Source organism: Paraburkholderia sp., assembly GCF_049581445.1.
Taxonomy (GTDB): domain Bacteria; phylum Pseudomonadota; class Gammaproteobacteria; order Burkholderiales; family Burkholderiaceae; genus Paraburkholderia.
The window spans coordinates 1-20,548 of the sequence record NZ_JBAURZ010000301.1 but is presented as its reverse complement, the minus strand read 5'-3'; the positions used below and the strand labels follow the sequence as shown (position 1 = coordinate 20,548).

The following is a 20,548-nucleotide window of genomic DNA, read 5'->3' as shown; positions in this document are numbered from 1 at the left end:
GGCCAAAGTGACCGTCCCGCGCGGGGACGCGCGGGGCGAGGCCTTCGCCGTCGTCGCTGACGACTAGCGTCAGGTGACGGCGGTTGGCTTCAAGCCGGACATCCGCGGCGCCTGCACGGGCGTGTTTGGCGATATTGTTCAGCGCTTCCTGAGCGACGCGGAACACGGCAAGCGCGGCATCAGCGGGCAGGCGCGTGAGGCGTACATCGGCGGCGCAGACGAAGCTCGTGCGCAACTGCGTGCGAGCGGCGAAATCGCCCGTCCATTGCGAAAGCGCGCTGACAATACCGCCTTCGAGCGATGGTGCATGCAGGTCTGCAACCGCGCGGCGGGTGGCCTCACACACCATGTTGAGCGAGCGGCTGGCCACTTTCAACGCGACCGCGCATTGCGGCGGCGCGTCGGCGGGCAACCAGGTTTCGACGTTGGCGAGGGCAAAGTGCGTCGCGGTCAACTCCGCACCTACGCTGTCGTGCAACTCGCGTGCGAGGTGCTGGCAGGCTGCTTCCTGTGCCTCGATGAGCGCGGATGACAGTTCGCGTACGCGCGCCCGCAGACGGGCGAGTTCAAGCTCAGCGGCGTTGGCTTCGCTGGCTTGCGTATCTTGCGGTTGAAACGATGTGGGTTGCGAGGCGGAGATTGTCGCCGGGGCGAGGCTGACACAGGCGTCTAGCGCCGCGTCTGCAGGTGTTTGTGCGCCGCGTTCATCGCGTGTGGCGGAGGCTGCGATATGTGTGTTGATCGGTACGACGACGGACATATCCATGACTATCCCGCTCAGGAAGCTAGCTTCACAGCAAACCGGGCGCGCCTTGGCGGCGCAAATACGACGGAACGCATACGAACTCTCAAGCCTCCCGATGTGTCCGCCACCCATCCCCGCACGACGGACAATCGCTACGTCTGAGCGTAACGAAATTTACATTCAGTAACAAATTGGATCTTTCCCTGGTGAGGGCAAAATCAACCGTTCATGGGGCGCGATAATATCTTAAAAAAAAGAAAAAATGCAGTTATGGCGCGACTTAGCGAGGGTTTTTGATGCAAAGGTTGACATGTCATATTCGGCCTGCTTGTAGGAAAAATGCTGACACTCGAGGTGTAGGAGTAAGGTCAAATTTGTAACGGGGTGCTGCTGATCATCTGGTTCTCACATAGTGGGCTTGGAGTCGCAGGAGAAGCGGCGTAGGGCCTCGATTTTGGCGCCCCAAAAAGCAAAACCGGAGCGCGAAGGCTCCGGTTCTCCTGATGCACTGCAACCACGGCGGCGAGCGCCGCTAGCAGCTCCCGCCGCTTAACCCACGAACGCCTTTTCGACGACGTAGTGGCCAGGCGAGTTGTTGCTGCCTTCCTGGAAGCCCGCGTCGTCGAGCAGCTTGCGCGTGTCGCGCAGCATGTGCGGGCTGCCGCACAGCATGACACGGTCGTTTTCCAAGGAGAAACCCGGCACGCCGAGGTCGGCGAAGAGCTTTTCAGTTTCGATCAGCTCGGTAATCCGGCCGCGGTTCTGGAAAGCTTCACGTGTGACGGTGGGGTAGTACAGGAGCTTTTCCTGAACCAGTTCGCCCAGGTGCTCGTGCGCCGGCAGGTGGTCCGTGATGTATTCCTTGTACGCCAGTTCATCGACGAAACGGCAGGTGTGCGTGAGCACCACTCGCTCGTAACGGTCGTAAATCTCCGGATCCTTGATGATGGACATGAACGGCGCGAGGCCCGTGCCCGTGGACAACAGCCACAGGGTCTTGCCCGGCAGCAGGTTGTCAGCCATCAGCGTGCCGACCGGCTTCTTGCCGATCAGAACCTGGTCACCCACCTTCAAATGCTGCAGGCGCGACGTGAGCGGGCCGTCCTGAACCTTGATGCTCAGGAATTCAAGGTGCTCTTCGTAGTTCGCGCTCGCGAGACTGTAGGCGCGGATCAGCGGCTTGCCGTCGACTTCCAGGCCCACCATCGTGAACTGGCCGTTTTCGAAGCGAAATGACGGGTCGCGCGTGCAAGTGAAGCTGAAAAGCGTATCGGTCCAGTGATGGACGCTCAGGACGGTTTGTTGATTCAGGTTGCTCATGGCTTCTTGGATGGTGCGAGAACAAAGACGGCCAGACGAATAGCCGGCCGGCACGGCAAGGGCGATGCTGCGCTACCCCGCAAATCGGCTACTGGGGAAATTGATGCGCAATCCGCTATTTTACCGCGCCTGCCCGTGGAGGGTGGCGGCACGGCAAGTCAAGCGAGCTCAAGCGGGTGCCGGACTTGCGGCTTTCGCGTCGGAATGCACGCAACGAGGCACGTCAGCGGGGGTACGGCTGGGGTTCAGCAGTAGTACGGCGATGGCCGAAATCGCGCGGAGCGACCGCCAGCCTTGGCTTTAGCCGCGCACCTATAGGCGCGCGCCTTGGCAACTATTTCGGGATGATACCGAAACCCGTCGCGCAGCGCAGCATTGACCCTGCTGTCGAGGCTGGCAAAAGCAGGCGGAAAAGCATCGAAATGGGCTCAAATGGGGCGTGAAATGGCGCGAATGGCTGCAGCGGCACGCTGTCTCGTCGGGAAACGCTGCGTTGTTGCGACGCTACCCTCCACGCGGCAAGTCATCCGGCGAGCGCGGTCCGTTTGCGCCCACGCTGCTTGAGGACGCGCGCCTGCATCACGATGACCAGCAGCAGGAACACGCCGCGAATCACCGACTGCCAGTACGCCGACAGGCTGATGAAGCCAAGACCGTTCTCAAAGTTGAGCAGGTTGAAGACCAGTCCGAGCAGCAGCACGCCGGCAATCGTCATGGCGATTGAACCCTCGCCGCCGGTCAGCAGCGTGCCGCCCAGCACTACCGCCGAGATTGCGAACAGTTCCCAGCCGACCCCTTCGTTAGGCTGCCCCGCGCCGAACTGGGCCGCCAGAATCACGCCCGCCATGCCGGCCAGCAGGCCGCTCACGGCGTAGGCGGTCACCAGCGTGCGGTCGACATTCAAGCCCATCAACCGGGCCGCTTCCTCGCTTCCGCCAATGGCCAGCGAATGCCGCCCAAACCGCGTGCTGCGCAGCGCGAGCCAGCCTGCGAGCGCCGCCACGACGGCGACGATGCCAGGAATCGGCAGGCCGAACAGATCGCCCTGGCCGAAGGTGCCAAAGTTTGAATTGGCGGCGATCGACACGGCGTCGTTCTTGCCCAGCAGCAGCCCGACGCCGTGCGCGCCCAGACTGGTCGCCAGCGTCGTGATGAAAGGCAGGATCTTCAGGCGCGTGATGATCAGCCCGTTGAGCACGCCGACCAGCAGTCCGGCCATCGTGCCCGCGAGAACCGCCACCCATCCGCCATAGTTGCTGGCAAGCGCGGCCACCACGCTCGACATCGCGGCCACGGTGCCCACTGACAGATCAATGCCGCCGGTAATGATCACGAAGGCCATGCCGACCGAAATCAGCGCGAACATCGAGTTGTAGCGCCAGAACGAATTGATGTTGTACGCCGAGCCGAAGTGGTCGTAGCGCACGAGCCCGAGCACGACGAGTGCGGCGAGCGCGAGCAGGATGGGGAGATTCTTTTTCATCGCGTCGAGTCCGGAGTCTTTGAGGGCGCGGGTATGAGGCTTTTCAGCAGGTGTGGATTAGCGCGAGCGCCGTTGCACCCACACGGCCGCTACGATGATCGCCGCCTTGACGACCAGCGCAGCCGCATCGGGAATGCCGTGGGCGAGCAGCGTGTAGCGCAGCAACTGGATAATCAGCGCGCCGATCAGCGTGCCGCCGATGTACGCCTTGCCGCCAGTCAGTGCAGTGCCGCCAACCGCGACCGCCGCGATCGCATCCAGCTCGATACCGAGGCCCACCACGTTCGCATCTGATGACGAATTCACCGAGATCGAAATCAGGCCAGCAAGACCGGCAAGCGCGGCGCAGAGGGTGTAGGCGATCAGCTTAACGCGGGCGGTCGGCACACCGCATAGATACGCAGCCTTCTCGTTGCCGCCGGTGATCAGCAGGTACTGACCGAACAGCGTCTTGCGTACGACCCACACGAACAATCCGACCAGCAGGAGCATCAGCAGCACCTGGAAGGGCACGCCGCCCACCTTGCCGAGGGCGATCCACTGGAAGGCGGGGTTGTCGAATGCTTGCAGGCTGCCGTCTGTCACTACCTGGGCAATGCCGCGCCCGGCGATGAAGAGCACTAACGTCGCGACAATCGGTTGCACGGAGAGCTTCGTCACCAGCAAGCCGTTGAATACGCCACAGGCGGCTGCGGCAATCACCGGCAGCACAAAGGCGAGCGCAATCCCGCCCGGGCCGGGGATGTTCATGAACAGCATCGGCGCCAGCGCGCCGGAAATCGCCATCGACGCGCCCACGGACAGGTCGATACCCCCCGTCGCCACGACCAGCGTCATGCCGATGCCGACGATCACGATCGTCACCACCTGGGTCATGTTGACGTTGAAGGTCTGCAGCGACCAGAAGTGCTGCGTGAATAGCAAGTTGAACACCAGCATCGCCAGCAGCACGATGACTTCGCGCTGGATCGTGATGCGATGGCGCTTCTTCGCTGCGGCGTCGGATGGTGCGGATGGTGCGGATGCTGCGGATGGTGCGGAAGACACGCTCGCGGGGATCGGCGTGGTCGCGTCGTTGCGCAAGGACTTAAGCGTCATGACGGTCGCCCTCCAGCGCGTCTTCGATGTGGGCGGTCTGGACCGCTTCCGCAATTTGCGAAGAACCATCGCTGCCGTATGCGATGGCGTCCATGATGGCGGTCTCGCTCATTTCAGCACCATTCAGTTCGGCGACCGTCCGGCCGTCGCGAATCACCACGGCGCGATCCGCCACCGCAGTCAGTTCTTCCAGTTCCGAGGCGGACAGCAGCACCGCGAGTCCGTTGTCGCGCAGTTCGCGCACGATCTTGGCGACGTCGGCTTTGGCGCCCACGTCGATGCCGCGGGTCGGTTCGTCTAGCAGCAGCAGTGAAGGTTCAGCCGCCAGCCAGCGCGCGAGCAGCACCTTCTGCTGGTTGCCGCCGGACAGTTCGCGAATTGGCTGATCCGCCGAGCGCAGCTTGATGCCGAGCGACGCGATAAAGCGGTCCACGATGGCCTGCTGCTTCTTCACATCCACGATGCCGTGTTTGGAGAGCGTGCGCAGACACACGAGCGTGAGGTTGTCACGCACCGACAGTTCGGGGACGATGCCGTCGCCCTTGCGGTCTTCGGTGAGATATGCGAGGCCGCGCGCGATCGCATCCTGCGGCGACTTCAGCGCGACCGTTTCGCCGCCCACTGACAGCGTGCCCCGTTCGAGCGGATCGGCACCGAACATCAGCCGCATGGTTTCCGTGCGACCGGAGCCGAGCAGGCCGGCGAGGCCAACCGCTTCGCCAGCATGTACCGCCAGCGAAACATCGTTCACCTTGGGATGTGCGCTCAAGCCCGTTGCCGCGATCACCTGTGCGCCGCGATGCGCGAGATGGGCCTCGCGCGCGTCGCTATCGTCCTGTACGACGGCGGCAAGCGTGCGGCCGAGCATCGTCGTAACGAGTTGCAGCTTGTCCATCTCGGCCATCGAACTCTGGGCGACAGTCTGGCCGTCGCGCATCACGGTGACGCGGTCACACAATGCATAGAGTTCGTCGAGCCGATGCGAGACGAAGATCACCGCGCGGCCATCGTCGCGCAGCTTGCGGACCACGTTGAACAGCAACTCGACTTCGCGCTCGTCGAGCGACGAAGTGGATTCGTCCATGATCACCATCTTGGCGTCGGAGGAGACCGCGCGCGCCAGCGCCACCATCTGCTGGATCGCGGTCGAATAGCTGCGCACGGGCTTTTTTACATCGATCTGCAAACCGAACGATTCGAGCAACGCGGCTGCACGGTTCTGCACCGTGCGCCAGTCGATCAGACCAAAGCGGCGCGGCTCGCGGCCCAGATAAATGTTCTCCGCCACCGAGCGGAACGGCACCAGGTTGATCTCCTGGTAGATCGTGCTGATCCCGGCTTCACGCGCTTCCTTCGGCGTGCGGAAATCGATCTCGCGGCCTTCGAAACGCACGCTACCACCGCCTCGCCGGTAAGCCCCGGTGAGGATCTTGATCATGGTGGATTTGCCAGCGCCGTTCTGGCCGATCAGGGCGTGTACTTCGCCTGCTGCGACGCTCAGATTCGCGTTGCGTAACGCGGGCGTGCCGCCGAAGCTGATCTGGATGTCCTGCATCTCCAGCAGCGCGGGGCGCTCAGCGCTGGAAGAGGGCGGCGTTGGGCTGCCGGATTGCATCACGTCTGTTCTCCTGCTGCAGAATGCTGGCGGCCGGCTGCGGTGCGACCGGCTGCGGGCGGGCCCGTGGCGGGCGACCCGCGGCTGCGGCTCCGCGCGACATCACCTCATGGTAGTCCCAAGACAAAGCGAAGCGACGGCCCGTCGTGGCACGGACGCGTCGCTTCGAACCCTTCTCGTCTTCCCGTCCCGAAAGGGACCAGCTTCAGGGCGGGGGACTTCCGGCGAGGCGCGCCCCCAAAAGCCTGACTAGCTGGACGTCCGCACACTGCGCGGACGCCCGGTCTTCAGGTGCGGCACCCCTCAAGCCTGTCGGCGATCAGCTCGCGTCAATAGCCGTACTGCATGCTTTGCTGCACGTTGCTCTTGTCGTAGAAGCGGTCGGACACCTTCACCCACGTCGGGATCTTCTCGCCCTTCGCGTATTTCTGTGCGACGTCGCAGGCGAGCGGGCCGAAGAACGGGCTCGACTGCACGCTTGCGCCCAGTTCGCCGGCGGCGATGGCATCCATACCGCCCTTGGTGCCGTCGATCGTCACGATCTGGATATCCTTGCCCGGCTGCTTGCCGGCCGCCTTGATAGCGGCGATTGCCCCCAGTGCCATTTCGTCGTTATGCGCGTAGACGGCGGTCACGTCCGGATGTGCCTGCAGCAAGGTTTCCATCACCTGACGGCCCTTGTCGCGCGAGAAATCGCCGTCCTGCGAGGCAATGATCTGCATGTCCGGATGTTTGGCGATCACGTCGTCGAAGCCCTTCTTGCGATCGTTGGCCGCGGAGGCGCCCGTCGTGCCTTCGAGCTCGATGATCTTGGCCTTGCCGTTGGTGGCTTTCACCAGCCAGTCAGCGGCGCGCTGACCCTGGTTGATAAAGTCGGAGCCGATGAAGGTGATGTAATCCTGGCCCGGCTTGGCTACCGAGTGATCGACGTCACGGTCGACCAGAATCACCGGGATGCCAGCTTTCTTGGCTTGCAGCACGACCGGCGAGAGCGGCTTTTCTTCACGCGGCGGGAACACCAGCAGATCGACGTGCTGCGCGATCATGTTCTGGATGTCCGAGACCTGCTTCGAGTTCGAGCCGTTGGCGTCGGTGACGACCAACTGCCAGCCGCACTTTGCGGCGGTGTCTTTCATGCTCTTGGTTTCCGCGAGACGCCACGGATTGTTGCTTTCGGTCTGCGCGAAGCCGACCTTCAGCGGGGTCTTGTTGGGTATCTTCGGCAACGCATCGTCGGCGTGAGCCGTTGCGACGCCAAAACCGAGTGCCAATGCCACAAGTGATGCAGCCAGCGGGGTTGCGGTCAGCCGACCGACCCGTTGCCCGCGCAATTGCCGTTTGAGCGATGCCATGTCTTCCTCCAGTACCTAGTGAGGTGTGTTTGCTTTGCTTTTTAGTGTTTCTACTGCCGGTCGGCACTTCAGCGCCCTGTGACCCGACGTGCCGATTATTCCATTCAGAATTATTATCGGTCAATCACTAATAATATTAATTATGGGCTGTTTTGCCTCGGTAATTACCCTCACTGACGCACGTTCGACGAGCGGTCCGTCCAGTTTCACCATGCGATGGCGCACCGGCGCTCCCGCCGCGCGGTTCTGTTCTTCTTGCAGCAGCGTTTCGACGGCCCAGCGGCCCAGTTCATAGTTCGGCAGCACGACGGTGGACAGCGCCGGGTGGGTGTGACGGGCGATTTCCTGGTCGTCGTAGCCGAGCACCGAGACGTCTTCGGGGACCCGCAGGCCGAGCTGCTTGATGGCTTCGATCGCGCCGAGGGCGGTCAGGTCGTTGGCGCAGAAAATCGCGGTCGGCGGGTTGGGCTCACGCATCAGCGAGAGCGTCTGCTCGAAGCCGAGGCCCGAACTCCAGTCGCCGTCGCGCACCAGTTCGGGGGCGAACGGCAGATCGGCGGTGGCGAGCGCGGTGCGATAGCCCTTGAGGCGGTCTTTCGAGGCGTCCTGCCACGGCTCGCCGTTGATATAGCCGATCCGCCGGTGCCCCGAGTTCAACAGGTACTCCGTGGCAATGTGGCCGCCGGCCACTTCTGCCGGCACCACGGACGACTGGCCGCCTTCGCTGGTGTAGCAGTTGAGCAGCACCGTCGGCACGCGCGACAGCGCGGCAGGCAGCGTCACCTTGCGTGTGTAGACGGTCGCGTAGATCACGCCAAACACGTGCGGATTGGACAGCGTGGTATCGAGCACCTGTTGCTCGATGTCCGCGTTGCCGTGAGTCGAGTACACCGCCAGCATCTTGCCGCTGGCGTAGGCGGCATCGCGTGCGCCATCCACGTTGACGACCGGGTGTGGGCTGGTCGAGATTTCGTCGGCCAGGTAGACGATCAGGTTGCGCTCGTCCTGGGAGGCGAGCACCGGCTCGCGCGGCGATAGCCGGTAGCCGAGATCATGCGCGGCCTTGAGGACTTTGTTGCGGGTGGTCTCCGAGAACTTCGCGCCAGTCGCGTTGTTCAGGACAAGCGAGACCGTCGATTGCGACACGCCAGTGAGCTTGGCGATGTCTGTCATCGTAGGGCGACGTTGAGTTGATTTTTTCATTGTTCGAGCCGCGCTGCAGCGGCGGCAAAAGCACAGGATGCCGTTAGCATGATCCTTCTGACGGTACCACTAATAATATCTCCGCGGCAACGCGCGCAAACCCGTCATGTGGGACTTGCGGCAAGGTTCCGCTATCGCCTGTTTCTTGACTGAATTATTACTAATAATATTGACCTGAGCGCGTTGCCGTGCGATTCTCGGTCGCGCGGGCCATGTTGGTCCGCAGGTGGCGTTGGCGCGACGGCGTCAGCACATCGGGGCGGCACCCGTGCGCAAAACGCGCGGCGCGGCTCTCGTGAGCGCTGTCTCGAGCCCTGCTGCCCTACCCGTAGGCGGCCTTTTTTATTCTCACCATGCGCGATGTCTCCTTGAACCCGATCCGGCCAGCCTCAGCAGACGCGTTTGCGCTCCACGATCCCGATTTGATCGCGCTGGCGAGCGGCAACATGCGCGTGCTCGTTGCACCGCAAGTAGGCGGCGCGATCGCCGCGTACTACGAGGTGAGCGCGGCGGGTCCGGTGCACTGGTTGAGGCCCGCCACTGATGCCGCACTGGCTGAACGCGATCCATTACGTATGGCGAGCTTTCCTCTGCTGCCTTATTGCAACCGGATTCGCGATGCGCGCTTTGAATTCGAAGGCCGTCTCATCGACCTCGCCGACGATGGCAACCGGTTCGCGCACGCGCTGCATGGACATGCGTGGAGGCGTCCGTGGCAGGTCGGCGCCCGCACGGCGAATTCAGTGGAGTTGCATTTCGAGCATGTGCCGGATCCGCAGGCACGCGGGGACTGGCCGTTTCGATATAGCGCGCGGCAAAGGATCGAACTGGCCGGCGACGCGCTGCGCGTGACCTTGTCCGCCCACAACCTGGACGACGCGCCGATGCCGTTCGGCATGGGCCATCACCCGTACTACCCGCGTACCGGGCAAACCCGTGTATACGCGCAGGTTCAGGGCATGTGGCATGCCGATAGTGAAGTGCTGCCCACCCATCTCGGCTCGCATCCCGCAGTCGACGCATTGCGCACCGGCATGTCCGCCGACGCGTACGACCTGGACAACAATTTTGCCGGCTGGTCGCGTCACGCGACGATTGCATGGCCGGACGAAGGGCGGCAACTTACGATGACCGCGCAGACGCCGTTCGATCACATGGTGGTGTTTGCACCCGCTAGCGACGCGCTGTTGTGCGTCGAACCGGTGAGCAACACGACGGATTGCTTCAATGCCAATGACGCGCGTGAACACGTCGGCGGATGCGTGTTGATGCCGGATGAAGAGATGTCTGCGACAGTGAACTGGACGCCGCAGCGGGTCTGACGTTCAGCTCAAAACGCCCTAATCGACCCGCAAACGCGCCATATACGGCAAATGATCCGACAGCCATGCAGTTTCCTGCGCCGGCTGGATCCATTCCACCGGCCTCATGCCGCGCACGAACATCTTGTCGAGCGCGAGCGCCGGCGAAAATGCCGGAAACGTTCGCCCGGATTCGCCGAGCAGCGTGGCTACTTCATACAAACCGTGCTCGCCGAAGAGCGGCACCGAGTCATTACGCCAGTCGTTGAAATCGCCGGCCAACACGAGCGGGCCTTCAGGCGCTTCTTTCGCAATCCAGTGAGCAATCCAGTTCATCTGCCGTAGACGGGCGGCGCGCGTCAGCGCCAGGTGCGCGCACAGAAGCGTGACCGAATGCCCCGCGAAGGTGGCCCGCGCCACCAGCAGTCCGCGCTTCTCGAAGCGGTGGGCGGAGATGTCCCAGCGTCCGCTGAGATCAAGCGGATGCGGCGAGAGAATCGCATTACCGTGCCGCCACGAAGGTTTAAACACGTTAGGCCCGAGCGCAATCTGCATCTCCAGCGAGCGGGCAATTTCGGTGGCCTGGCAATGCCAGACGTCGTCCAGCGAATCGTGCAGCGGCGCGCCGAAGCCGCCGGATAGCATAGGCGACGGCATGCGTCGCGCCATCGCCTCCTGCAGGAAGTAGGCGTCGGCGTGAGTGGATTCAACCCAGCGCTGCATTGCCTGCCAGGCCTCGAAGCCAAGCGGCGTACGGCCTTTGTGCAGATTCCAGCTCACGGCGATGAAATCTTTCGGCTGCACGCTCTCGCGGATAAGTTCTTCTGGGTTTCGCATGCCGCGTTGTCCACGGTTTTCGTTGATGTCAGGGATTGTTGGCAAGGCTCGCCTGGACCCGGTACACAAGATTCGGATTCTTGTCGATGATCTGCCAGGTGACCCATTGGCCCGCCGGCACTTTCAACCCTGGGTGGTTCGCCGCGACCTGGCGGGGCTGCGGGGGCAGCTTGCAACCGGTGTCGGTTTGCTGCGCGGAGTCGTCTTCAAGCGTTTCCTGCGCGTCGATGGCTAGCGTGACCGAATTTGCGTCGGCTTGCAGCGGTGAGACCGTCACCGTACGTGACAGGTCAATACTTCCGCCAGGCGCATCCTTACAGCCGACATTGTGCTGCACCACGTGATGATGCGTATCGGTACGCGCCTGGCCGACGGTCGTGCTGCCGTCGAACGTGTCGATCTGCTGGCCGTCCCGCACCACCTGCAGCTTCCAATTGACGACTTGCTGGGCAGCGGGTTGTTGTGCCAGAGCACATAACGATGTCCCCAACAGTACGGCGACTAGACTGGTTTTCCACATGTTTGATCGCTCTCCGTTGCCTTGTACCTCGCGTTCTGCGGCCAGAATCCTGTCTGGATTTTGGCTCGGCCCTGGCGGGATATCAGCCGCCCATCTTACGCCTGATGGTCGCAGCCTCTTTCTGACACCGTAGCGGGGGTCAGGTTCAGCAACAATCCATTTCAGATGGTGACGGAAGTGGTGTCGTTCAACCCGTGGCGTGACAGTCAGTGTTAGCAGCAGACCCGCTCGGCTGCTCGCTTGCGTCCGAATATTGCATCGATACACTGAAACTGAAACGGCGCCTGATCGGCGCCGTAGCCGCAGGACCAGCACGACGGGGTGAGTCATGACAACAGCAATGGTCAAACAGGAAATCGCGGTGGCGTCGTTCAGTAAAGTCTACGACCTCGATCGGGTCGAAACCGCGCTGAACGATCTTGGCGAAGGCGCGAACGACGCGCTGCGCACCACCTACGAAAAAATGCTGAAGGTGGGCAATCTGCGTTTTTGCGTGAAGCCCAACCGGATGCCATCCATCGACGATCTGGTGGATGCGCTGCCCAACTTCAGCGAGCCGCTAGACGATGTGCGCAAGCAGGTCGCACTATGTCTCGAAACCGAGGATCGGCTCGAATTGATGCCGATTCTGCTGCTCGGCGATCCGGGCATCGGCAAGACGCATTTTGCGAAGCATCTCGCGCGCTTGCTGGGCACTTCGTACCACTACATAGCGATGAGTTCGCTGACCGCCGGCTGGATTCTCTCGGGCGCCTCGTCGCAATGGAAAAATGCCAAACCGGGCAAGGTATTCGATGCGCTGGTGCATGGCAGCTACGCGAATCCGGTGATCGCCGTCGATGAGATCGACAAGGCAACGGGCGATTCGCAATACGATCCGCTCGGCGCGCTCTATGCATTGCTGGAGCACGATACGGCGCAGACCTTCATCGACGAATTCGCCGAGATTCCGATCAACGCAGGCCATGTCATCTGGATTGCTACCGCCAACGACGAACGTGCGATTCCCGAGCCGATCCTGAACCGGATGAATGTGTACGAAATCCCGCCGCCGGATCACGCGGGCGCACGCCGGATTGCCCAATCGATCTACGATGAAATCCGCTCGACGCACGCGTGGGGATTGCGTTTTCCTGTTGAGTTGGGCGAGGCGGCACTGGATGCGCTGAAGCCTGCGTCACCACGCGAAATGCGGCGTGCAATCCTGAATGGCTTCGGTGCGGCGCGCATCCATGGCCGCGACTGGATCGGCGCGGACGATATCCGGCTGGATTACGGCAGTCGACGCAAGCCGATTGGTTTTTGAGCGTAGGCGTGGCCGTACGTTAGTGCAATTGCGTTTCGAACTGCAAGCGAAACGAACCGGCCGCATCCGCAGCTTTTGCGGCCGGTTTTTCGGAAGAGGCGAGCGTACGCATCCCTGACGGCGTACACTAATCCCGTCATGCATAGAAATCCGACCCAGGCATTTGACCCAGACACATCAACCGATGCCCGCAATCGCTGCGACTGCGGGCATTCGTTTCTGTACTGCGTCGTGCAATTTGTCCTGTGTGACGGATGCGTTCGACAACGAGCGGTATGCGGCGCGTAGCGGCCGCATGCTGTCTTCATCTTCAGCAGATGGACGAGGCAGCGCGCGGTGTGGTCGGCCGCGTCAAGGGACATGGATCAGATCGAATGTGTAGTAGTCGGCGCCGGTGTGGTGGGCCTTGCGATAGCGCGCGCCCTTGCCGCCCGTGGGCACGAAGTGATTGTGCTGGAAGCGGCCGAAGCAATCGGCGTAGGCACCAGTTCGCGCAATAGCGAAGTCGTTCACGCAGGACTCTACTATCCACGCGGCTCGCTCAAGGCGGCCTTGTGTGTGCGCGGCCGCGAGATGCTATATGAGTATTGCGAGGCGCATGGTGTGCCGCATTCGCGTTGCGGCAAGCTGCTCGTCGCGACCTCACGCAACCAGATTCCGCAACTCGAAAGCATCATGGCGCGCGGCAAAGAAAACGGCGTGCTCGACCTGATGCGAATCAGCGGCTCGGAGGCGACCGCGCTCGAACCCGCGCTGGAATGTGTGGAGGCTGTGTTTTCGCCGCGCACGGGAATTGTCGACAGTCACCAATTGATGCTGGCCATTCAAGGCGACGCCGAACGCGATGGTGCGGTGTGTGCTTTTCATGCGCCGGTTGAAGCGATCGAATCGAGCAACGGGCGTTTCGTGGTGAAAGTGGGTGGGGCGGCGCCCACCACGATCAGCGCAGCCTGTGTGATCAACAGTGCGGGCCTGCAGGCCAATGCGCTGGCGCGCAAGATTCGCGGGCTCGACGCGCGTCATGTGCCGCCGCTTTATCTTGCGCGCGGCAACTACTTCAGCATTTCCGGGCGAGCGCCGTTTAGCCGCCTGATCTATCCGATGCCGAATGAGGCGGGTCTCGGCGTGCATCTAACGATCGACCTCGGCGGCCAGGCGCGCTTCGGTCCGGACGTCGAGTGGGTCGATGCGATCAACTATGACGTCGATCCGCGTCGCGCCGAATCCTTCTATGCGGCGATTCGCGCCTATTGGCCCGCGCTACCCGACGGTGCCCTGCAGCCGGCCTACGCCGGTATTCGGCCGAAGCTCTCGGGGCCCGGTGAACCGGCTGCCGATTTCGTGATTCAGGGGCCAGCCGCTCACGGCGTTCGCGGCCTCGTCAATCTGTTCGGCATCGAGTCGCCAGGTTTGACGGCGTGCCTGGCCATCGCGCAGCGGGCTTGCGAACAGGTGGGGCGGGTCTAGTAGCCGCGAGGCGGCAGAAATGAGGCCGGCTACGCCCGGCCCTTGCCGCTTTCCAGGTCGACCCCGCGACAGCCGGAGCGCAGCTGCATCGAATTAGTCATTCTCTTATCTCTATCATTTGGGTTGTCACGCGCGACGGCTTCATTGCTATCCTTGGCGAACCGCTGTCGTTAGAACGGCGATCAGTTCAATACAAAATGGAGTGAGTCCCCATGAAATCATCCCGTCGTACGTTCCTGATTACGAGCATCGGCGTCGCGTCGACGCTCGCCTTGTCGCGCCAGGCATTCGCCGACGCACCCAAAGTCACCGAAACCGATCCGACCGCCCAGGCGCTCGGCTACAAACAGGACGCCACTCAGGTCGATAAGGCCAAGTACGCCAAGTACGCCGCCGGTCAGGACTGCGGCAATTGCAGCTTCTATCAGGGCAAGGGCGCCGACCCGTGGGGCGGCTGTCCGATGTTCGGCGGCAAGCAGGTGTCCGCCAAGGGTTGGTGCAGCGCCTACAACAAGAAGGCCTGAGATCGCTGTGCGGGCCGCGCTAGCGGCCTTGCCAGAATCTGCCGGCGCGGTCTGCGTGGCATAGATGAATCACAGACGCGCTGGTATCAAGGGTGGTCGTTTTGCAAACCACGGGCGGGCCGCTTCCAGTTGCGCGGCCAAGCGGAACAGGGTGGCTTCGCCGCCCTCGCGGGCCGCGAATTGCACACCAACCGGTAAGCCGCGCGCATTCCAGTAAAGCGGCACGGACATCGCCGGTTGTCCGCTCAGGTTGAAAAGCTCTGTGCAACCGGCCCACGCGAATGCTTTGTCGGCGGCTTCCGCAAGCATTTTTCGCAACAGCGGTTCGATGGGCATCGCGCTGACCGCTCGCATCTGCAAGCGTTCGTTCGCACTCGGTTGCATCTCACCGATTTTGATGGGTGCGGCCGCAAGCGTCGCGCACAGGATCACGTCGTAACGTGACAGCAGATCGGTGAGCCTGACGGTGATACGACGCTGTTCTTCAAGCGCGGCAGGCAAGGCGCGCTCACCGAGTTTGCGGCCAATCTGCGCCATCGCCCAGGTAGCGATCTCAAACTCGTCGCGTACGGGTTTGCGTCCGGTGATGGATTCCGCGTTCAGCACCATATCGCGCGCCGTCACTGAGGCGAGCATCAGGAACGCATGCCGCAGCGATTCGAAATCAATCCCCAGCGAGACCGGCTCAACGTGATGCCCAAGCGACTGCGCGAGTTGCGCCGCATCGTCGAGCGCGGCGCGTGCGTCGGGCGATAAAGTGGGCGCCAGCATCGGCTCGGTCACATAGGCGATGTGCAATGGCTTGCACGGATCGTTCAGCATGCCGAGAAAAGTCCCGGGTGCGCCGAGAGGTGTCTGTTGCGTTTGCCCCGTCATGAAGTCGAGCAGCAGTGCGCTGTCACGCACACTGCGCGAGACCGCATGATCGACAGCGAGTTCGCCGACGCTCGGTGGCTGCATTCCCGGAACGCGTCCGCGCGATGGCTTGAGGCCAAACAGACCGCAGCAAGAGGCTGGAATGCGGATCGAGCCACCGCCGTCCGACGCATGTGCGAGCGGGACGATGCCCGCAGCGACCGCAGCGGCTGCACCGCCGCTCGAACCGCCTGGTGTGTGGTCGAGGCTCCACGGATTGCGGCACGCGCCAAACAGTTCGGGTTCGGTATAGGGCATCTGGCCCAGTTCGGAGGTGCTCGTCTTGCCGAAGATGTTCAGGCCGGCGGCTCTCGCCAGCGTGACGACTGGCGCGTCTTCCTTTGGCACGAAATGGCGGTAGTGGCGGCTGCCCATCGACATGGGCAGGCCCGCTACCGGTGCGCCGAGGTCCTTGATCAGGTACGGCACACCCGCCAGTGGACCGTCTCCGAGTTCGTGCGAATCATCACGCGATGCGCGTTGGCGCGCGGCTTCGTAATCCTTGAGGATGATCGCGTTGATGGCAGGATTGGTGGCTTCGGCGCGCGCGATGGCGATGTCCAGCAGTTCACGTGCGCTGGCTTCACGCGTGCGGACCAGATTGGCGAGGCCAATTGCGTCATGGGCAAGATAGTCGGATAGCACGCCGGATAGCCCCGCTTGGACAATAGTTAGTTTTAGACAGTGCAGGCGGCGGCGCGCAGAGCGCACCCGCGGCGCATACCGCGATTCGCGGCGTTTTATCTGCTATGCATTTGCTGGGGAAGGCACGCGGCACGCAATCAACCGCGCGCCGCGCCTACAGCTTAACCGCTCAGACGGAATCGTTTACAGACGTTCGCCGAGGAACACGAGTGTACGACCGTGTGCCAGCGCAGCAGCATGCTGGTTGTACGACGCGCGGTCGGTGCAGTTGAAGCCGTGATCGGCGTTCGGATAGATGTGGAACTCGGCATCGCCACGGCCAGCGAAACGTTCCTGCACCTGGCCGACCGCGTCCATCGGAATGCCGTGGTCGAGTTCGCCGTAGTGGAACTGCATCGGCACCTTGATTTTGTCGGCCTGATCGAGCAGATTCTGGATGCCGCCGCCGTAGTAGCTCACGCCGAGGTCGATCGTGCCTTGCGCTGCTGTCAGATAAGCGAGCCGGCCGCCGAAGCAGTAGCCGATCGCCGCAACCTTGCCGGTTACTTCCGGCATGGCGCGCAGCACGGCCGCGGTAGCGCTGATATCGCTGACGGCGAGGCCCACGTCAGTCTTCTGCAGGATTTCGATGCCCTTGTCACGATCAGCGCCGGCATAAGTCAGTTCGACGCGCGGTTGAGTGCGCCAGAAAATGTCCGGCGCGAGCGCCACGTAACCATCCTGCGCGTACTGATCCGCAACCGCGCGGATGTGGCTATTCACACCGAAGATTTCCTGAATGATGATAACGGCCGGGCCTTTGCCGCCTTTGGGCAGTGCGAGGTAACCCTCGAAACTGTCATTGCCGGCCGGAATGTCGATCCATCGGGAAGTCACGCTCACGTCGCTCTCCTTCATATAGCGGTTGTTGCCTGCGGGCAATGCCCGCAGCGGGCGCCCAGTTTGCCACTAAAAGAAACGCCTTGCAGCGAGTCCGCGAGCGGTGCAGGGACGCGCATCCCTGACTGCCGTGTGGCCGCAGCCATGGTCGCAGTGGTTAAGACAGCTCGGCTTGCCGCACGTCGCGGGAAAGGCAAAGGTTTGCTGTGCTCAATGCGCATTCAGACCATTATCGGAATGGGCGGGTAAGACCTTTAGACGGACCTCACGAAACAATACGCGCATAGCGGAAACCCGCATGAGCACTCGCTTTGCAGGGCATGTACCTGATTGACATTCGGCCTTGTGGGATAAACGCTATTGGTGTTGATCCCACTTACTCAAAAAAATCCCACAAATTAATTTGATAGCCTACACTTGCGCGCAAGTACGCATGGCCGTCTGCCATAAACAGGCTGGTTCACGTACGGCCAAGTGCATAAACGATGCAACCGGCGTGGTCGTCCACGGGATTGTTCGACACGAGAAGGAAGCGGGGCACAGGGCGATTACGTTGTTTTTGGGACCGAAACTGGAGACTTACATGAACATCAAGATTCAAAAGCTGTTGCCGATCAGCGCTGCGGCCATGTTGTTTGCGTCGATGGCAACGGGCGCGGTGGCGGACGAGGTCGTCAAGATCGGCCACGTCGCACCGCTTACCGGCGGTATTGCTCACCTGGGTAAAGACAACGAAAACGGCGCTCGTCTGGCCATTGAAGAAATCAACGCCAAGGGTCTGACGATTGGCGGCCAGAAAATCACGCTGCAACTCGACGCACAAGACGACGCAGCTGACCCGCGTACGGCAACTCAAGTCGCGCAGAAGCTGGTTGACGACAAGGTCGTTGCAGTGGTCGGTCACTTGAACTCGGGCACGTCGATTCCGGCTTCGAAGATCTATAGCGATGCAGGCATCGTGCAGATCTCGCCGTCGGCAACGAACCCGGCTTACACGCAGCAGGGTTTCAAGACGACCTACCGCGTTGTGGCAACCGATGCGCAACAAGGCCCGGCACTGGCTAACTACGCAGCCAAGGATCTGAAGGTGAAGAGCGTCGCGATCGTCGACGACTCGACCGCTTACGGCCAAGGTCTGGCAAACGAATTCGAGAAGACCGCGAAGACGCTCGGCATGAACGTGATGTCGCATGACGCGACTAACGACAAGGCTGTCGACTTCCGCGCCATTCTGACGAAGATCAAGGGCGAAAACCCTGACGCGATCATGTACGGCGGCATGGACGCAACCGGCGGCCCGTTCGCCAAGCAAGCCAAGCAACTTGGCCTGCGCGCGAAGGTTCTGGCGGGTGACGGCGTGTGTACCGACAAGCTGTCCGACCTGGCTGGCGACGCAACCGACAATATCGTCTGCTCGGAAGCCGGTATGGCGCTCGAGAAGATGGCTGGCGGCAAGGCGTTCGAAGCGAAGTACGAAAAGCGTTTCGGCCAACCGATCCAGATCTACGCTCCGTTCACGTATGACGCTGTGTACATCATCGTCGACGCCATGAAGCGTGCAAACTCGACGGATCCGGCGAAGATCCTGGCAGCAATGCCGGCGACCGACTACAAGGGCGTGATTGGCGAAACGACGTTCGATTCGCACGGCGACCTGCAGCACGGCGTGATCTCGCTGTATGACTACAAGGGTGGCAAGAAGACCCTGCTGGACGTGGTCAAGATGTAAGTGTTTGCCGCACGACGGTGGGCTTTTCGCCTGCCGTCTGCTGAATGTTTAAGGCGCGCGTTCTTCCGGAACGTGCGCCTTTTCTTTTGGGTTCTTGCATGAGACGCTATCAATCGGACGAATCGTAAGGGGAGACAACCGTGACCCGATCAATCGACGACTGGCGTCGCTGGATAGCGGAAAATATCCTCTTGGGCGCGCCGCCACCTGCACTGCATGCGGCACTCATCGACCATGGTTTCAATGCGGACGAAGCGGCGCTCGAAATCAATACTGCGCTCGCAAGTCCCTACATTCAAGGTGGTGCGCGCCTTCGCAATCGTTTGCGCAAGCGTGACTGGACCTTGTCGGTGTACGGTGCGCTTGGTCGCATGCGCGTCAACGGCGCTACAGTCGAACGCCGCGAGTGTTTGTCGCGCGATGAGTTCTTTGAGCAGTACTACTTTCAGAACCGACCGGTGATTGTCACCGGTGCATTTGATTCGTGGCCGGCGCGCTCGCTATGGAGCTTCGATTACTTTCGCGCGCGTTGCGGCGATTGCGAAGTCGAAGTGCAGTTCGGCCGCGACTCCGATCCGAACTACGAGATTAACCAGCCGAACCTGAAACGACTCATGTCGTTTCGCGAGTACGTCGATCTCGTCGAACACAGTGGCGTCACGAACGACTTTTATATGACGGCGAACAACACGTCACAGAATCGTGCCTCGCTTGCTGCACTGTGGGCGGATGCGCCGACCATCAGCGAGTATCTGAACGCTGATTCACCCGATACTGGTTTCTTCTGGTTTGGCCCAGCGGGAACACGGACACCGTTTCACCATGACCTGACCAACAACTTCATGGCTCAGGTGATCGGGCGCAAGCGGATCAAACTGATCCCAATGTCGGATACGCCGCGCGTTTATAACTTCCTGCATTGTTATTCGCAGGTGGATGGCCATGCGGTCGATCTCACGCGATTTCCGGCCATGCAGTTGGCGAACCTGATCGAATGCACGCTGGAACCTGGTGAACTGCTGTTTCTGCCGATTGGCTGGTGGCATTACGTCGAAGGTCTCGAAGCGTCTGTGACGATGACTTATACGAACTTCCTCGCCCGCAACGATTTCCATGATGGCTACGATACGTATCACGAAGTGTAGCCATTTCGAGTGGATGGCCGGTGTGTAACGTAACGAGCCGTGTGATGTTTCCTGCTATACCGCGCGCCGCCGATTCCCCTGCCGCGCCGGACCCGATCAGAGCAGATCAGATCCTTAAACGACGCAACACCTTCGGCCCAGCGAACGCGATCAAAGCCGCGCACACGGCGACCACCGACAGCCCGATCGGCAAGCTCGTCACCTGCGCCACCCCGCCGATGATCACAGGTCCGAGCAGCAGCCCGAAGTAGGCAAGACCGGCAACGTGCGCAAGCCCTTCGGCCGCGTGGATGCCTTGGACCCGAGCGGCGGCTGCGAACAGCACCGGCATCATGTTGGCGAGGCCGAGGCCCATCAACGTGAAACCGGTCATCGCAGCGACCGAATAGGGCAGCAGCAATGCGCCAATCATCCCGGCGAAGGCGAGGGACGCGCTCGCCATCACCAGTTGCGGCGCGCCAAAG

17 protein-coding genes and 1 pseudogene are annotated in these 20,548 nt (G+C 61.7%); 6 read left to right on the top strand and 12 right to left on the bottom strand.

What is annotated here, in order from left to right; all coding sequences use genetic code 11:
* From WCA85_RS24945 to WCA85_RS24915, 7 genes are all read right to left on the bottom strand, one after another.
* On the bottom strand, positions 1-766 hold a 766-nt coding region (locus tag WCA85_RS24945), incomplete at its 3' end, for a sensor histidine kinase (RefSeq protein WP_424067525.1).
* Between the two features lie 528 nt (positions 767-1,294).
* Positions 1,295-2,065, bottom strand: coding sequence for a ferredoxin--NADP reductase (locus WCA85_RS24940; RefSeq protein ID WP_424067524.1), 771 nt, complete (start codon positions 2,063-2,065; stop codon positions 1,295-1,297).
* A gap of 523 nt (positions 2,066-2,588) precedes the next feature.
* Entirely contained in the window at positions 2,589-3,548 is a 960-nt protein-coding gene (locus tag WCA85_RS24935) for an ABC transporter permease (protein WP_424067523.1), read from the bottom strand.
* 57 nt (positions 3,549-3,605) lie between these two features.
* Positions 3,606-4,646 carry an ABC transporter permease gene (locus tag WCA85_RS24930; protein ID WP_424067522.1) on the bottom strand — a complete coding sequence of 347 codons (1,041 nt, stop codon included), beginning with the start codon at positions 4,644-4,646 and terminating at the stop codon, positions 3,606-3,608.
* The gene (locus WCA85_RS24925) at positions 4,636-6,261 is read right to left on the bottom strand and encodes a sugar ABC transporter ATP-binding protein (protein WP_424067527.1); all 1,626 of its coding nucleotides are present in this window, start codon (positions 6,259-6,261) and stop codon (positions 4,636-4,638) included. Before WCA85_RS24925 ends, WCA85_RS24930 begins: the two co-directional genes overlap by 11 nt.
* Positions 6,262-6,590: 329 nt before the next feature.
* The gene (locus WCA85_RS24920; protein ID WP_424067521.1) at positions 6,591-7,613 is read right to left on the bottom strand and encodes an ABC transporter substrate-binding protein; all 1,023 of its coding nucleotides are present in this window, start codon (positions 7,611-7,613) and stop codon (positions 6,591-6,593) included.
* 120 nt (positions 7,614-7,733) lie between these two features.
* The gene (locus WCA85_RS24915) at positions 7,734-8,786 is read right to left on the bottom strand and encodes a LacI family DNA-binding transcriptional regulator (RefSeq protein WP_424067526.1); all 1,053 of its coding nucleotides are present in this window, start codon (positions 8,784-8,786) and stop codon (positions 7,734-7,736) included.
* Positions 8,787-9,169: 383 nt separating this feature from the next.
* Here WCA85_RS24915 and WCA85_RS24910 point away from each other — a divergent pair, with 383 nt between their 5' ends.
* A complete protein-coding gene (locus WCA85_RS24910; RefSeq protein WP_424067520.1) occupies positions 9,170-10,138 on the top strand; it encodes an aldose 1-epimerase in 969 nt (322 codons plus the stop codon).
* 18 nt (positions 10,139-10,156) lie between these two features.
* On the opposite strand, the gene WCA85_RS24905 is transcribed toward WCA85_RS24910, so the two are convergent.
* Both WCA85_RS24905 and WCA85_RS24900 read right to left on the bottom strand, forming a co-directional pair.
* Positions 10,157-10,954, bottom strand: a complete 798-nt coding sequence (locus WCA85_RS24905) for an endonuclease/exonuclease/phosphatase family protein (protein ID WP_424067519.1) — start codon at positions 10,952-10,954, stop codon at positions 10,157-10,159.
* 28 nt (positions 10,955-10,982) lie between these two features.
* Positions 10,983-11,474 carry a hypothetical protein gene (locus WCA85_RS24900; RefSeq protein WP_424067518.1) on the bottom strand — a complete coding sequence of 164 codons (492 nt, stop codon included), beginning with the start codon at positions 11,472-11,474 and terminating at the stop codon, positions 10,983-10,985.
* Positions 11,475-11,802: 328 nt separating this feature from the next.
* Between WCA85_RS24900 and WCA85_RS24895 the strand changes: the two genes are divergently transcribed.
* The 3 genes from WCA85_RS24895 to WCA85_RS24885 all read left to right on the top strand — a co-directional run bounded on the left by WCA85_RS24895 (position 11,803) and on the right by WCA85_RS24885 (position 14,771).
* A complete protein-coding gene (locus tag WCA85_RS24895; RefSeq protein WP_424067517.1) occupies positions 11,803-12,780 on the top strand; it encodes an AAA family ATPase in 978 nt (325 codons plus the stop codon).
* 360 nt (positions 12,781-13,140) lie between these two features.
* Positions 13,141-14,247, top strand: coding sequence for an NAD(P)/FAD-dependent oxidoreductase (locus tag WCA85_RS24890; RefSeq protein ID WP_424067516.1), 1,107 nt, complete (start codon positions 13,141-13,143; stop codon positions 14,245-14,247).
* Positions 14,248-14,459: 212 nt separating this feature from the next.
* Positions 14,460-14,771, top strand: a complete 312-nt coding sequence (locus WCA85_RS24885; RefSeq protein ID WP_424067515.1) for a high-potential iron-sulfur protein — start codon at positions 14,460-14,462, stop codon at positions 14,769-14,771.
* A gap of 69 nt (positions 14,772-14,840) precedes the next feature.
* On the opposite strand, the gene WCA85_RS24880 is transcribed toward WCA85_RS24885, so the two are convergent.
* Complete coding sequence (locus WCA85_RS24880; protein ID WP_424067514.1) at positions 14,841-16,331, bottom strand: amidase; 1,491 nt, start codon at positions 16,329-16,331, stop codon at positions 14,841-14,843.
* 183 nt (positions 16,332-16,514) lie between these two features.
* Entirely contained in the window at positions 16,515-17,213 is a 699-nt protein-coding gene (locus WCA85_RS24875; protein WP_424067513.1) for a dienelactone hydrolase family protein, read from the bottom strand.
* A gap of 580 nt (positions 17,214-17,793) precedes the next feature.
* Between WCA85_RS24875 and WCA85_RS24870 the strand changes: the two genes are divergently transcribed.
* Both WCA85_RS24870 and WCA85_RS24865 read left to right on the top strand, forming a co-directional pair.
* Positions 17,794-18,939, top strand: a complete 1,146-nt coding sequence (locus WCA85_RS24870) for a branched-chain amino acid ABC transporter substrate-binding protein (RefSeq protein WP_424067512.1) — start codon at positions 17,794-17,796, stop codon at positions 18,937-18,939.
* 140 nt (positions 18,940-19,079) lie between these two features.
* Positions 19,080-20,084 (top strand): cupin-like domain-containing protein, encoded by a 1,005-nt coding sequence (locus tag WCA85_RS24865; protein WP_424067511.1) that lies wholly within the window; start codon positions 19,080-19,082, stop codon positions 20,082-20,084.
* Positions 20,085-20,190: 106 nt separating this feature from the next.
* Here WCA85_RS24865 and WCA85_RS24860 read toward each other — a convergent pair.
* Positions 20,191-20,548: pseudogene (locus WCA85_RS24860) on the bottom strand (MFS transporter); the annotation flags it as partial.

Excerpts from the sequence above, each read along its gene's own strand:
- WCA85_RS24920 (WP_424067521.1), bottom strand. The coding sequence starts at position 7,613 with ATGGCATCGCTCAAACGGCAATTGCGCGGGCAACGGGTCGGTCGGCTG.
- WCA85_RS24890 (WP_424067516.1), top strand. The coding sequence starts at position 13,141 with ATGGATCAGATCGAATGTGTAGTAGTCGGCGCCGGTGTGGTGGGCCTT.
- WCA85_RS24915 (WP_424067526.1), bottom strand. The coding sequence starts at position 8,786 with ATGACAGACATCGCCAAGCTCACTGGCGTGTCGCAATCGACGGTCTCG.
- WCA85_RS24935 (WP_424067523.1), bottom strand. The coding sequence starts at position 3,548 with ATGAAAAAGAATCTCCCCATCCTGCTCGCGCTCGCCGCACTCGTCGTG.
- WCA85_RS24885 (WP_424067515.1), top strand. The coding sequence starts at position 14,460 with ATGAAATCATCCCGTCGTACGTTCCTGATTACGAGCATCGGCGTCGCG.
- WCA85_RS24925 (WP_424067527.1), bottom strand. The coding sequence starts at position 6,261 with ATGCAATCCGGCAGCCCAACGCCGCCCTCTTCCAGCGCTGAGCGCCCC.
- WCA85_RS24900 (WP_424067518.1), bottom strand. The coding sequence starts at position 11,474 with ATGTGGAAAACCAGTCTAGTCGCCGTACTGTTGGGGACATCGTTATGT.
- WCA85_RS24870 (WP_424067512.1), top strand. The coding sequence starts at position 17,794 with ATGAACATCAAGATTCAAAAGCTGTTGCCGATCAGCGCTGCGGCCATG.
- WCA85_RS24940 (WP_424067524.1), bottom strand. The coding sequence starts at position 2,065 with ATGAGCAACCTGAATCAACAAACCGTCCTGAGCGTCCATCACTGGACC.
- WCA85_RS24930 (WP_424067522.1), bottom strand. The coding sequence starts at position 4,646 with ATGACGCTTAAGTCCTTGCGCAACGACGCGACCACGCCGATCCCCGCG.
- WCA85_RS24910 (WP_424067520.1), top strand. The coding sequence starts at position 9,170 with ATGCGCGATGTCTCCTTGAACCCGATCCGGCCAGCCTCAGCAGACGCG.
- WCA85_RS24895 (WP_424067517.1), top strand. The coding sequence starts at position 11,803 with ATGACAACAGCAATGGTCAAACAGGAAATCGCGGTGGCGTCGTTCAGT.
- WCA85_RS24905 (WP_424067519.1), bottom strand. The coding sequence starts at position 10,954 with ATGCGAAACCCAGAAGAACTTATCCGCGAGAGCGTGCAGCCGAAAGAT.